At 34.8% G+C, this 12,682-nt stretch carries 16 protein-coding genes; all 16 read left to right on the top strand.

Going from position 1 to position 12,682, the window contains the following annotated elements; all coding sequences use genetic code 11:
• Window positions 1–62: 62 nt before the first annotated feature.
• Window positions 63–3,440: a strawberry notch C-terminal domain-containing protein gene (locus EGS71_RS00625; RefSeq protein WP_228201069.1), complete on the top strand. Its 3,378-nt coding sequence runs from the start codon at window positions 63–65 to the stop codon at window positions 3,438–3,440.
• A 133-nt stretch (window positions 3,441–3,573) separates the two neighbouring features.
• Window positions 3,574–3,699, top strand: a complete 126-nt coding sequence (locus EGS71_RS22860) for a hypothetical protein (protein ID WP_265936745.1) — start codon at window positions 3,574–3,576, stop codon at window positions 3,697–3,699.
• A gap of 624 nt (window positions 3,700–4,323) precedes the next feature.
• Window positions 4,324–4,479: a hypothetical protein gene (locus tag EGS71_RS22650; RefSeq protein WP_228201068.1), complete on the top strand. Its 156-nt coding sequence runs from the start codon at window positions 4,324–4,326 to the stop codon at window positions 4,477–4,479.
• A 517-nt stretch (window positions 4,480–4,996) separates the two neighbouring features.
• Window positions 4,997–5,611, top strand: a complete 615-nt coding sequence (locus EGS71_RS22645; protein ID WP_228201067.1) for a hypothetical protein — start codon at window positions 4,997–4,999, stop codon at window positions 5,609–5,611.
• A gap of 23 nt (window positions 5,612–5,634) precedes the next feature.
• On the top strand, window positions 5,635–6,030 hold the full coding sequence (locus EGS71_RS00615; RefSeq protein WP_001057367.1) for a hypothetical protein: 396 nt from the start codon (window positions 5,635–5,637) through the stop codon (window positions 6,028–6,030).
• The gene (locus EGS71_RS22640) at window positions 6,027–6,386 is read left to right on the top strand and encodes a hypothetical protein (RefSeq protein ID WP_228201066.1); all 360 of its coding nucleotides are present in this window, start codon (window positions 6,027–6,029) and stop codon (window positions 6,384–6,386) included. Before EGS71_RS00615 ends, EGS71_RS22640 begins: the two co-directional genes overlap by 4 nt.
• Before the next feature lie 74 nt (window positions 6,387–6,460).
• Window positions 6,461–7,642, top strand: a complete 1,182-nt coding sequence (locus tag EGS71_RS00605) for a hypothetical protein (protein ID WP_228201065.1) — start codon at window positions 6,461–6,463, stop codon at window positions 7,640–7,642.
• 99 nt (window positions 7,643–7,741) lie between these two features.
• Window positions 7,742–8,089 carry a hypothetical protein gene (locus tag EGS71_RS22635; RefSeq protein WP_228201064.1) on the top strand — a complete coding sequence of 116 codons (348 nt, stop codon included), beginning with the start codon at window positions 7,742–7,744 and terminating at the stop codon, window positions 8,087–8,089.
• A 10-nt stretch (window positions 8,090–8,099) separates the two neighbouring features.
• Window positions 8,100–8,297 carry a hypothetical protein gene (locus EGS71_RS22630; protein WP_228201063.1) on the top strand — a complete coding sequence of 66 codons (198 nt, stop codon included), beginning with the start codon at window positions 8,100–8,102 and terminating at the stop codon, window positions 8,295–8,297.
• Window positions 8,298–8,635: 338 nt separating this feature from the next.
• On the top strand, window positions 8,636–8,845 hold the full coding sequence (locus EGS71_RS22625) for a hypothetical protein (protein WP_228201062.1): 210 nt from the start codon (window positions 8,636–8,638) through the stop codon (window positions 8,843–8,845).
• Window positions 8,842–8,982, top strand: a complete 141-nt coding sequence (locus EGS71_RS22620; protein WP_228201061.1) for a hypothetical protein — start codon at window positions 8,842–8,844, stop codon at window positions 8,980–8,982. Before EGS71_RS22625 ends, EGS71_RS22620 begins: the two co-directional genes overlap by 4 nt.
• A 44-nt stretch (window positions 8,983–9,026) precedes the next feature.
• On the top strand, window positions 9,027–9,359 hold the full coding sequence (locus tag EGS71_RS22615; protein ID WP_228201060.1) for a hypothetical protein: 333 nt from the start codon (window positions 9,027–9,029) through the stop codon (window positions 9,357–9,359).
• Between the two features lie 262 nt (window positions 9,360–9,621).
• Window positions 9,622–10,752, top strand: coding sequence for a hypothetical protein (locus tag EGS71_RS00590; RefSeq protein ID WP_125275245.1), 1,131 nt, complete (start codon window positions 9,622–9,624; stop codon window positions 10,750–10,752).
• A gap of 123 nt (window positions 10,753–10,875) precedes the next feature.
• Complete coding sequence (locus tag EGS71_RS22610) at window positions 10,876–12,045, top strand: hypothetical protein (RefSeq protein WP_228201059.1); 1,170 nt, start codon at window positions 10,876–10,878, stop codon at window positions 12,043–12,045.
• A 56-nt stretch (window positions 12,046–12,101) separates the two neighbouring features.
• Entirely contained in the window at window positions 12,102–12,485 is a 384-nt protein-coding gene (locus EGS71_RS22605; protein ID WP_228201058.1) for a hypothetical protein, read from the top strand.
• A partial coding sequence (locus EGS71_RS22600) for a hypothetical protein (RefSeq protein ID WP_228201057.1) occupies window positions 12,478–12,682 on the top strand: 205 nt, incomplete at its 3' end. The genes EGS71_RS22605 and EGS71_RS22600, both read left to right, overlap by 8 nt.

Here is a 12,682-nt window from a genome sequence, read left to right as displayed (position 1 = left end):
TTACTTTTATCTTTAATAGTGATGGATTCATTACGCATAAAGACAAGGTTGTTTATTCTCCTATGAAAACCAGTGATATCTATAATCTAGATAGAATTGGTAATCAGTTTGATATTATCTTTAGTACATACAGTCAATTTTCTGGTAGAAGCGGTAAGAAAGAAAATCTTTTTCTATCAAGTATTGATAAGAATACCCTATTATTTTTAGATGAATCGCATGTGGCTGCAAGTGGCGAATCGAATATTAGCCGGTTCCTTTCAGTCGTTAAAGAGCGTACAGGTCCTACTTATCATTCTTCAGCAACAGATAGAAAGAAAGCAAACAATCTACTTTTCTATTCTGATATTTTCCCTGCATCTTTTAAAGGGCAATTGAAAAGCTTAATCGAAAATAAACCATCTAATGAATTACTAGAAGCTATTTCTATGGCTTTGGTCAAAGACGGTGTTTTCTTAAGACGTGAACATGATTTTTCTAAACTTGAATTCCGGACATATCACGCATCGACTCAGTATCAAACTGCTTCACGTGAGTTATCCGATCAATTAGCTCAGGTACTTTCAAAAATGGCATACCTTTCTGGTGATGTAGAAGAGAAAGTTGCCAAAATGAATAGTGAGATTAAACATAATCTTGAGCACATGAAGGAGGGAAGTTGGCAAGAGAATCGTATGCAAGTGAATTCGATGAACTTTGCTTCAAGAATGCACAATATAAGCCGCCAAATCCTTCTCTCAGTTACTACCCCTTTGATTATTGATCAAGCACTTGAGTCTCTCAAAGAAAATCGGAAGCCGGTTATTGGTTTGGAAAATACCGGTGAATCGTTGCTTAAAATGTTGCTTCTAAAAGATTCAAAAGCATTTGAATTGCTGGACCAGATTAATGAACTCAAGGATTCTTCAGATTATGATCGAGCACTGAGTGACCTAAACTCAGGGAAAATGAATCAAATTGAATTTGATCAAGAGCCAATTATTGTAAAACTAAAAAAATTAGAACAGGATCTAGCTCAGTTCAAACAAGAAGATACTATTCTTGCAAAACCACCGACGATAGCTGACTTACTTGAGAATATGGTTCATAAGTTAGATATTATTCAAGTTCGTGACCGATATGGCCAAGTACGAAGTGAAACCATTGATGACGAAATCTATTCTGATTTCAAACAAGACATCTTGGATAATATTCGGAAATTACCAGACATTCCTTTATGTCCTTTAGATCTGATAAAAGCTGAGCTGGAGTCTCGTGGGTATAAAGTCGGGGAGATTTCTGGTAGAGAGTATCAGCTCAAAAAAATTGATTCTAATCAAGGTTCGGTTTTTAAAGTTGAAGTACGTCAAGAAAATAATCCGACAGCAAAGACGAAAGCTTGTAATGAATTTCAGTCTGGCATTCTTGATGCAATGATTATTACGAGAGCTGGTAGTACTGGCCTTTCATTACATGCTATTCCCGTTAATGATGGTAGTCCTAGCCAATCAGATCATTTGAGGCAACGTGAGTTCCTTACAGGCCAGTCACCTCAAGCAATTGATGAATTCCTACAAATGATTGGACGTGTTGATAGAAAAGGCCAAGTTAGTGCGCCGATTATTTCCCAATTTGATACTGGGCTTCCAATTCAACGCAAATTTCTAATGATGCATAATGCTAAACTTGCCGAATTATCAGCGAATGTCACAAGTAACCGTGAAAATGTTAATAAGCAGGTAACTGACGTCGATTTACTTAATAGTTATGGTGATGATGTTGCTCTGGAATATCTAGTCCAGAATCGCTCTGTAGCTCAAATGCTTGTCATAAATTTACCTAAAGAAAATGATAAAAATGGCGCTGAAGGTATGGTTAAGAAAATCTTTAACCGTCTTAATTTTGTTTCCATTTACCAGCAAGAGAAGATTATCGATGATTTAACTTTTGCTTATAACGAAAAGATTCAGAAACTTAATGAAATGGGAATTAATCCATTCGTAGTTCAAGTATGTGATTGGAAAGCTCAAACTATCTCTAAACAAGAGTTACAAAGTGGCTTGGGCATTATGTCGCATGTTTCTGATAGTGCATTTTTCGAACCGGCTTATTTCCAAAAAGTTAGCTATAAATCTGAAACAAAACCTTTTCATGGCGATGATGTTATCTCTTTAATTGATAAGTCGAGACAGCTTACACGCCAGCAATTGTTCAAGCATTTATGTAATTTTGATGATAATTTTGCTTCTACTATGGAAGGAAAGGATCAGGAGCTATCTTTATCTAGTTTAATTAAGTTCTACAATGATGCTCAAAAACAGATTCTCGAAAGAGAATTAAGAGAGTCAATTAAATACTCAGCTTCGCAATCTTTTTTCAAATCTAAAATTGATAAATATGAATTTACCGAGATTGAAAACTTTATTCTGAATAAACCCAATCTTGATGAAATCAAAGAATTCTTGAAAATATCTGCTGAAAATAATAATTTTCTTCATATTTATCAAGGGTTAAATAAAGCTTTAACTGTGGTGGAATTTGTAGAAAAGCTTCAGATCTTAGAAGAACATCAGAGCTTTAATATAAATTTCGCAATAAGCATGAAGGAATCACTTTGGGATCAGCATTACCATCGTGAAACAAATGAAAATGCTTTGATACGAGTTATGTTCCCGAAATTAGGCGCTTCTAGTCTTTTAGCGAGTAATTATGAAATTCGTTACGTTTATCCAAGTTCAGATTTTGTACACAGTAGTAAGCTCAAATATTTAATAGAAGATGCTGCTTTAACTCCTACTCTATTACGGAATGTTGGTACTCATTTATTTATTGATGGAAATAAAAAGGAAGAAGAGTTTTCATTTATGAAAACTTTAAATGAAATAGAGTACTTAAAAACTAATAGTCCCCTTTTGCTTTCTTTCGATAAGTACGAACCAACCGCTATTGAGCGAACTGCAACCCTTTTAACTGGCAATATTATCAATGCCCTTAATGCTGCCTCAGTAGCTAAATTATCTTCTCAAATGATTAATTACACCGATGCTAGTGGAAATAGACAACGAGCAGTCATGCTATATGACGACTGTGAGTTGGAAGAAGTTTTAGACAAAGTTAAAGGTCTTTCAACAATACAAGAGGCGATTACTTATTTTGAACGTGTAAATGATGCTATAGAGATGAATGAAAAACCTACTCTTCCGGATTTCTATATTGTTCGTTCAAATTCAAATGGGAACCCAACTATTGAACTCAATCTAAAACCTCTAAATGATGAAACATATAACTTTGTTATTACTGGTAGCAGAAAACATTTAAAACAAGTTGCTGAGATGGATTCTATATTTGTACAAGCTGGCTCAGGAAATAGATCAGATAGTTTGAATTTAGTCCTTAAGGGAGATCTATCACAAGGAGCTCGTTCTAGCCAGACAGTTCAGGTCCTATTGAAAAGTAACTAAACTGCTAACCAACCTTTCCACTGAATTTTCTACTGTGAAATTAATAATCTTGATCCAGACGTCTTAGATCAACTTAAACCGAATACGTCGAATAAACTTACTCAGAATCTCATGTATTAGAGAGGAAAATATCATGGACAATAAAGAAGAAATGAAAGCAGCTCCACAAGCTTTAAACGAAATGGACTGGAAAGATGAAATCGTCTTTGATGATCTACTATCTAAAGTAGGTCCCATAACACACCAGACACCACTTTAAAATCGAGTGATTTGGAAGCTTACGGTTATCAAAGCCAAGTGATGCTACCAGTTAGCGAAGCAAGAGCCAAAGAGCTATATGAAAAATTGAATTATATCGATTATATGAAGATGGAACAGAAGCGTTAGTAGAAGATCTTGCAGACCTTAATAGTCATGCACAGAAAGATGGACTATTTGGTGTTCAGGAAAAAGATTGGAGAAATTATCAATTAAAATAGAAAAAACAATGATTCCGAAAATAGTAATGATCTTGAAAACTATCAGTATTTTTCGTATCCAGCTTTAGCTCAATCTATAATTAAGCGTGAAGGTGACCAATTTTTTGCAAATTATGAACTATCTCGAAGCTTGGGTTCTGATGAAGATAAAACGATTTGAATAAAGAGTTTTACGAAGAACACAAGCAGACTTAGACATTTGTTAAACGAATTAACTATATCTGAGCAATATGAACATCAAGGCTATGCTGTTTATATGCAACCAAGAGTAATTATCTGCCCTAAATAGTGATGAAGAAATAGAAGCAGAAGCAAATGAGATTAAATTATTTTTAGAAGGAAATAATGATGATCCAAAATATGCTTATGTATACGATACTCTTTATGAATTGAGCGCAGAAAACGTGTTCAATGAATTTAAGGCACTTGAAACTAGAATTGAAAGAGACATGGATTTAGAAGAAGGCAATTTTGATTTACCATTCCAGCATGCTGTAGAAAAGACTATGGAAACTTTTGATAATAACGCCCCTATTTCTAACCTTCCCTTGATAGTTTAAAAGAGCCCGAAGGATTTATGGAAGATATAGAGCAGTACTCTTATGCAGAGGATCAAAATTTTAGTTCTTCATTACCTATCAATAACGAAGAAATGATCCAAAATCTGAAGTAAAGGAAGAAAAAGAAAAAATTGATGTTAACGATGTGGGGTGCCAGAACAACTCATAATCAATGGTAAAGAGTTCAACTTGAACAATTAGATCCTAATGATATAGAAAAGCATGAGCAATTAAGAGCAGCTTTGTCGCAGTTATTGGGTAATACCAATGCTTCAACTTTTCAAAGTCCAAGCCAAATAAATCCAGTTACTTCCACTCCTTTGATTCCTCCATCAATGCCAGATTTTAACGAAAATTCGGCACAGCCTTCTACTGTTAAAAATTATTCGCTTTTCCTAGTTTTGCGAATCTTAAAAAGGCGACTCCGGATAATGCATTATCGTTATTACAAGCTGAACAACTTCTACAAACATCACAAAATATACAAGCTCCAGCTTCAGAAAATTCTGGTGCTCATATGAACACACAAAATGTTCAACATATGCTTTCAAGTCATTTAGCAAGCTCAAAATATAATGATTTGGTAAATTCACATAAAAATTATTCAGACTCAATAAATGAGTTCTGGAAATTTGACAAATTTGAGGATTTTCGTGGAACCCTAATTGAACGTGGACAAAAAGAAAATAAGGATTTGAAAACATTGATTAATGAAATGAATACAGATCCTAATTCACCATATCGCAAAGAGTTTCAAGATCTTATTGTTAATGTTGGTAGTACTGAGAAAGGCAAAGCTTTATTGAGTAAATTGAATAATTCACATCAAGACTTTTTGTCGCGCTCAGATTCAATGTTTGAAGTTATTCAAAAATCAGAGCTTTCACCTGATGATAAGACAAAATTTGAAAATAAGCTAAGTGAGGTTGTTGAAAACCAAGCTGAATTATCCTCTACCCTACCTAATTATATTAATGATGACGGGGTACGTATTAGTCTTGCGGATGAAATGAAGAAGTATGCAGAAAGTCTCAAGAAGGCTCTACAAGTTGTTGTGGACTTTGTTAAATCTAAAGTGGGTTTATCTGTAGATGGCCCTACAGAACAGTCCTCTAGCTCACCGTCACCTTAACAATGTATTGATATAGAGGTTTTATGAACATGAGCACTTTCCCCCACCCTAACATATATGAAGATGGTTGTTTTGCTGGGGCAGCAGAAATGAACTGGCTAAAACCAATTTTTGAAAAACAGATATATGTTAAATTTAAAAAAAATTCCTTTTCTCCTTTTTTTCTTGATAAGGTTAAAAGTGATTATTACTGTGAAGCAGACATTTCCGAAATTGAGAAAGATGAAGTTTATATTGTCTATATAAATTATGGAGAAACAAAGCTTTATGAGAAGGAGAATCAATATAGCCTTATATTAAAAGTAAAAATTATTAATGGAGAGTATAGGGAATATGTAGAAGGTTGCTCACTCAGGGGTGAACAGATGCCGCTTGAATCTATAAATTATAGCTTGAGGGCAATTTTCGACTTTAATTGAATATAGTCGAAAAACCCTCTAAAATTAAGCCTACTGATAATGCAAATACCCCTGCGGGGATTTGGGATAATAAAATGGAAAGTTTAGTTGAAAGAAGTGCCAAACAAGATTTGGATACTTTCTTACGTTTTATATGCACATATGCCTTAAATGATACATATGTGTCTAAAGATCTTATAACGGAAAGTCTTAAAGACTTACCGCAATCCGTTGTGACGTTTGTATACTTACTTGAGTTTTCTCCAAACGATCAGATCAGTTCTATCACTTCTATCTCAGATAGTGTTTTAAAACATTGTCAGAGCTTATTCATAATTTTAGAAATGAAAGAATTAATTCAAACGGTTACTCAATAATTTTTGATTTTTTTCCGCAAATCCTTTCAGTTATTTCATTTATTTTTTACGTAATGTGATTACAGCAAATATTGATGAGTTACCACTTGTTGTTAATTGAATATCACAGATTCTTTCAGTTTTTACTAGATCGTAAAAGTTCAGTATTTCACTCAAGAATTTTTTATTTTATACGGGCTTGGCAAACTGTTTCTGTATATAACGAAGCAAATATCAGAGAGCTAAAAGAAACAATGCTGTATGCCAGTCAAAATAAAGTCTTTCCAACATTTCAGTTTCATCTTGATCAGGTGGTGTGGGTTATGCATAAACGTACATCAGCTTTAAATAAAAATCCGCAGAAATTAAACTCTGTAGAAAAGAAACATTCGTTTAAACCAAAATTAGGTTTTACAACGGGTATTGTTCTTGGTGTGTCCTCAGCAATTGCATTGTCGACCACTGCAAGTGTCGGTGATGGTTTATCAACTATTCAATCCTCATTGAACCAAACTTCTAATACCTCAACAAACATTACGAATAGTTATACGAATACAACAACTTCTACTATTCCGACCTTATCAGCTTCTCCATTTGCTGCTAGTAGTAATGCTACTGCTGCCCAATCTGCAATTGAAGCTTCTAGCGTGGGTTGTGGTGATGCTTCACAACAAGGTTCAATTGCTTGGACTCAACAAGAAGTAATTAAGAATCGTCAGATTTTAAATACGGCACCAGTTGACATCGATGCATTGTTCAACGGATCTAAGGGTTCTTCTTCTGGTAGCTGTTTTTCAGATATCACGAAGATTATTGACTTGAGTGTAGCAATTCCCGATTGGGGTGGTATGCGAGCTGCTGCTATTGCTGCTTTACGTCAATATGCACAACGTAAAGTATGTACTATGGTTAATGAAGCAACCAAAAAAGCGTTGGAGCCACTCAATAATGCTATTGATATTATTAATAAAAATGGAACCATTGATTTGAATGGAGCTGTACAAGGGGCTATAACTGGTGGTTTGGGTAAGTTAGATCCAGATTTAGCAAATATATATCAAACACAAGCACCTCAAGGCGAAACTGTTAACATTTTTGATTCTAATCAGACTACTTTTAATACTGATGTTGCTAAAGTTCAAGATCAAGTTAATGGTGCTATTAATCAAATTGGCACAATCGGAACGAATACGGTAGTACTGGTTCAACGAATCCTACTGGAACTTCGGGTACTACATGGTCTAATAATACATCTACGCAATCTATACCAAATTTGAGCGCTAACACTTCTAATCAAACACAACAGAAGGCTCAACCACAAGAAGCTTCTCGTTCTTCAATTTTTGATGCGCTTTTTGGCGGTAGTTGAGGTGGCAATGAGTAAGCTTGTTAAAGTTGCCTTGAGTACTGCGATAACAATGAGTTTAATTGGTTCTAGTTATGCTCAGATTGCTCATACAACGTACAACCAAAATACGAGAGATTTAACATCTGCCATAGGTGTTTTGACTAAGCAAGAAGGTCTGAGCGCCCAGCAACAGGCAGAATCCGCAATGATCTCTTCTAAAGCACTAGCTACTGCAATTGGTGCGATAAATATGTCTGATCGTGTATTACGCTTATTGTTGACGATGCTGGGAGACTCGGTAGTACGCAAACCACTACTTGTACTGTTTTTGCTGAACAGCAAGCGGAAAAATAAAGATTCTTCAGTCATCTATTAATGCGGCCAATATGGTTAGTAATTATATGAAAGTTATGATGTCTAATTCAGTTGAGTCTGAAAAGGACAAAATACTTCGTCATGAAAATTACTGTTCTATTGCCGAAGCAGCAATGGGTACATGCACACTTCTACCAAATGGTTTACAAGCGGCTGACTCAAATTATGCATTAGTTTTCTCAAATCTAAGCTACAAGATGACACTTTAATGCGGCTACAGATTATATAGCGAATATTACTGATTCGCGTTTTTCTGCTCAAGATATCTGTTCAAACACTCAGTGTATGACTAAACAAATCGATTTTTTAAACAAGACTTCAGGTAATAGTCTTGCAGCGTTTGTATTGAGTAATCAAGTTAGTGATCGACTTTCTTATTCATTGAATGCTAATTCATCTGGAGCTAACTAAATGAAATATAAATATTTATGTGTAGTTGCTGCCCTCCCCTTCTGGGTCTTAGTTTTAAGGCATGGGCTGCGGCAGATGTATTGTATGGAAGTGTTGCACCTACTTCCATCAAAACGTTCAAACACTTAATAGTAAGATGGTTTCAGAATTCGCTTCTACTCAAGCAAATTTGTTGAATGCAATTCAAGAAAATACTCGTCAATTGCAGAGTGCACTTAGTGTTTCTATTGCTCAATCAAGTGCTGGAACAACACAAGTAATTGATGCACGTAAACGAGCTGGACAAGCTCTAGCAACTGCTTATCAAGCAATTGAAATGCAAGATAAAGTGATTGATACGTATTGAACTATGGATCTACTGGACAAGGTTACAATACATGTAAAGTACTAGTTAGTAACGCAACACTGAGTAAAGGTAAAGAAGTTTCGAGACAAACTGCTGCCAAAATGGTGAATGAAACTAGTACTGGTATGGTCGTGTAGTACATGATTTAAACCAAGTTCAAAAGAAACGGTTCAAAAGCACCGTGAGTTATTTTTGTACCCAAGCTGAGGCAAGTCTAGGATTATGTACGGTAAGTAAGCTGGCTGGTGGAGATACTAATGCGGCTTTACTTTTCCAACCTGCTAAGCCTAATTCATTAGAGGCTGAAGCGAGACGTACATTAAGAGGAAATATCTTAGGTTCACCAGATGTCGCTTTAAATGCTGTTAATGGTATGACACCTAGAGGTCAACAATATTTATTTGCTTTAAACCGTAAAACAGCTTTACAAGCCTTCCTGCTTATTCATTGGCTGCTATTGATGCAGCAAACTTACAAACAATCAAGAATGAAGCTGGGAACTGCGATCACCTAATCAGATGATTGATGAGACTATTGGCCGTTATTACGGTACTGACGAAGCCAAAAAGTTTCAGGCAACAATGATGAACCAGTCAGCTCGTGATTGCTAGTTGAGTTGGCAGACAGCGTGGTGCGGCTATTTGGTTACTCAATGAGGACTATGAACGTGGTTTACGTCTTGAAGGTAATTTAGCCTCACTTCTCTTAATTAGTGCTGAAGAATCAAAGTCGAAAATGCGTGATTCTTATCGCACAATGGCTGGCCGGAGCTAATTATGAAAAAGAAAACGACGTTTTTACTATTATCAGTTTTTAGTACTTCTGTAATTGCTGCTTACTGTCCTCCTTTTTCAAATCCATTGATACTCAGAGATTTTATAAGCGGTTTTCAGCAATTAAATGCGACATTCACGACTGGACTTAATACTTTGGATCAAAGTGTTAGTGCAGCTTTAACTACAGAACGCCAATTACTTTTAAATGCAATTGCTTTGAAGACAACACAAGAAGCAATGAATGCTTCCTCAATTGCTCATGCGGACCAAGAAATTGCAAAGGCGACTGCTAATGCTATTGGCGCTGTTAAACAATCAGAGCGTTTAAAAGAAACAGCTATTGATTTTGGAGCTGCTGGACAAGGCTATAACCCATGTAAGGTTCTAAATGAACGTAGAACAATTACTGAAACTCAAGTAAGGGATAAAGAAAATAGACCAGATTTAATTTTTAAGGAAATTTCAGCGGGAACGGGAAAATATGCAAATCCTGTAGTTGCTCAAGAACAAACACTTAAGCTTCATCACGATTATTTTTGTACATCAGAACAAGTATCAGCCGGCTTATGTATGAGCGTAGGTGAAATGTCTGGTGCAAATTTGCAAGCCTCTACTTTATTTGAGTATTCATCAGCGAATGATAAGTATGCTATTGCAAAAACTAGCTTCATTAACAATATGGTTGGTTTGCCGGATGCACCCTTATCTGCTAATGCAGCCAAAACGCCTCGTGGTAAAGAATACATGAGACAGAAAGTTGAAAATGATGCAGTTATTTCACCAGCTATTAATAGTTTAATGGCAATCAAATCTGAATTTACTGAAAACCCTAATGGTGGTGAGTTTGGTCAACCTGTTAAACCATTGCGACAACAATATCGGGAACAAGTAGACCGTTATCTTGGTCATGGTGAAGAATATAAGAATTGGAATAGAACATTAGTTGCTGCACCTGAGCGTGGGGTACTTGTAGAGATTCTTAAAGAAGGTGCATTAGAGCTTGCAATCATGGGAAATAAAGCTCAAAACGAACGTATTGAAGCAAATTTAGCTTCTTTAGTTGCATTAGAAAATAAAAAGGCAAACTCGCTTAATAAATCTAATATAGCTGGTTCTGCTAAAGCTAAATAATACATAGTTTTCATAAATGAAAACTTTTAGTTTGAACTATTCTTGCTAGAAGTTTTCATAAATGAAAACTTTTTTATTGGGTAAGTTTTCATAAATGAAAACTAATCTAAAAGTGGTGATGATATGAAATGGTTGAATTTATCAGAATTCGGACTGCATCTAGGGTTTCGAAAAGCAACAAGCTTTAGAGATAAAGTTGCCGTACTGACTGTCAATGATTTAAATACTTTATCACGGTTCATTCATTTAGTTGATTTAAGTGAAAAACTACAAGCAATAGGATTTAACCGTGTCAATTCAGATGACGGGAATGCAAAGTTTGTAAAAGCTGATAATTCAATCAATCCAAAACAATTAGCTTCAATATTGCCAATCACAAATAAACATTTACAAGAAATGCCGGAGAATGATGCTAGAGCGAAATTTCATGTAGATAAGCAAGCATGGATAGATTTGACTGCAAAACTAGCTCAACAAGGTTCAGTTTGGAAACTAGATGAAAATTATTACAATGAAGCAGGTATACACTGGAAAAATAAAATTAGTGAAAACTACCTAGATCTATCTACAAAGCAAGATGAAAGATACATAAATTTAGCTTTTGAAAGCCCTTTACCAGTAAATTTGTTAGAAACTTATAAATATGATTCAAGAGCATTGGGTGTACTAACTACTAATAAGGAAATACTGATAAGAAAAGGCGTGCCAGAAGAGGCTTTTACAGAAGTACAATTAAACTTTATGTTGCCATTATTATCATTAGAAGATGAAGTTCATATAGTTCTAAATGATATCCGTGAAGTACCAGAAATATTAGAGTTGCATCCAGATATATGGCGTCAATCGATCAATAGTTTTGAATCCTTTTTAACAAGATCAAAATTATTAGAAAAAATAAATAATCTTTTGATAAATGATGAATTCTTGGACAAATCAAATGAAATTGTAAATGATATAAAAGTGTTTTATGACACGTATAACAAATGCTTACTAAGTAAAGAAGAATTTTCAAATGATGATGATTTAACAAATCACCGTATTCAGTTGTTGAAAAACCAAATTATAAAGCTCGATAAATTTGGTGTGATTAATGAAAATTTATTACCAAAGCTTGATAACATCTATGACTCTTCAATTGAAGAAACTGTACTAGAACCTGAAAAGGAAAATAAGTCCCTTAATGAAAGAATTGAGGACTATGGAGAATATGTTTTCGGAGCTAGAAAACATTTTTATCAGAAATCTAAAAATGCACTTTTCGAAGAATTGAATAGTTCAAAGACCTATCTTTAGATGTTCTCATAGATAAATTCCAAAAACGAAATTTATGGTCATTCAAAAATGAAACCATGAGCCAGATTGAAGACAACAATGTGATCTTTTTCTTAGCTCAATCAGTCTACAACATGATTCCTTCTAAAATCTCTTTCTCCAAAGATGAGAGAAAAGACTCTGAAGAATGCATTGATAAGTTAAAAAGCTATATGTATTCAGTTAACCATTTTAAAGAAATGGTCCATACGGCTATAGAATTAGACAAAAATGAAAGAATGCCTATAGCTAATTTTGTCAATCAAATGGTTAACTATAGAAACGTCTTAAGAGGTTATGCTCAGGATCCTCAGCAATTCTTATTTGATGAATTAGATGAGGACCGTTTATTAGCAGATAGGATATATAAGGTTGTAAAAGGTACGACTCTTAGAGGAAGTCTTTATTTCAATTATGAATAATTTGGATACTGTCAAAACACAGTATTGCAAAATGATGTTTAATGAAGTCTATCCAGAAACTAAAGAAGTCTCATATGATCAATTTCAAGACTATGTTGAGTCCGGCGGTCACATATATGATGGTAGTGCAATAAAACAATTTATAGACGCAGCTAATGGTAAGTTAGATTACACATATCTTTCGCGCCAATTTGAGC

It is taken from the genome of Acinetobacter sp. FDAARGOS_559 (assembly GCF_003940475.1).
Lineage (GTDB): Bacteria > Pseudomonadota > Gammaproteobacteria > Pseudomonadales > Moraxellaceae > Acinetobacter > Acinetobacter baumannii.
This window is presented reverse-complemented; position numbering and strand designations above follow the sequence as displayed.

Excerpts from the sequence above, each read along its gene's own strand:
- EGS71_RS22610 (WP_228201059.1), top strand. The coding sequence starts at position 10,876 with ATGAAATGGTTGAATTTATCAGAATTCGGACTGCATCTAGGGTTTCGA.
- EGS71_RS22625 (WP_228201062.1), top strand. The coding sequence starts at position 8,636 with ATGGTTTCAGAATTCGCTTCTACTCAAGCAAATTTGTTGAATGCAATT.
- EGS71_RS22860 (WP_265936745.1), top strand. The coding sequence starts at position 3,574 with ATGGACAATAAAGAAGAAATGAAAGCAGCTCCACAAGCTTTAAACGAA.
- EGS71_RS00625 (WP_228201069.1), top strand. The coding sequence starts at position 63 with ATGAAAACCAGTGATATCTATAATCTAGATAGAATTGGTAATCAGTTT.
- EGS71_RS22635 (WP_228201064.1), top strand. The coding sequence starts at position 7,742 with ATGAGTAAGCTTGTTAAAGTTGCCTTGAGTACTGCGATAACAATGAGT.
- EGS71_RS22645 (WP_228201067.1), top strand. The coding sequence starts at position 4,997 with ATGAACACACAAAATGTTCAACATATGCTTTCAAGTCATTTAGCAAGC.
- EGS71_RS22605 (WP_228201058.1), top strand. The coding sequence starts at position 12,102 with ATGAGCCAGATTGAAGACAACAATGTGATCTTTTTCTTAGCTCAATCA.
- EGS71_RS22630 (WP_228201063.1), top strand. The coding sequence starts at position 8,100 with ATGGTTAGTAATTATATGAAAGTTATGATGTCTAATTCAGTTGAGTCT.
- EGS71_RS00605 (WP_228201065.1), top strand. The coding sequence starts at position 6,461 with ATGAGTTACCACTTGTTGTTAATTGAATATCACAGATTCTTTCAGTTT.
- EGS71_RS00615 (WP_001057367.1), top strand. The coding sequence starts at position 5,635 with ATGAACATGAGCACTTTCCCCCACCCTAACATATATGAAGATGGTTGT.
- EGS71_RS00590 (WP_125275245.1), top strand. The coding sequence starts at position 9,622 with ATGAAAAAGAAAACGACGTTTTTACTATTATCAGTTTTTAGTACTTCT.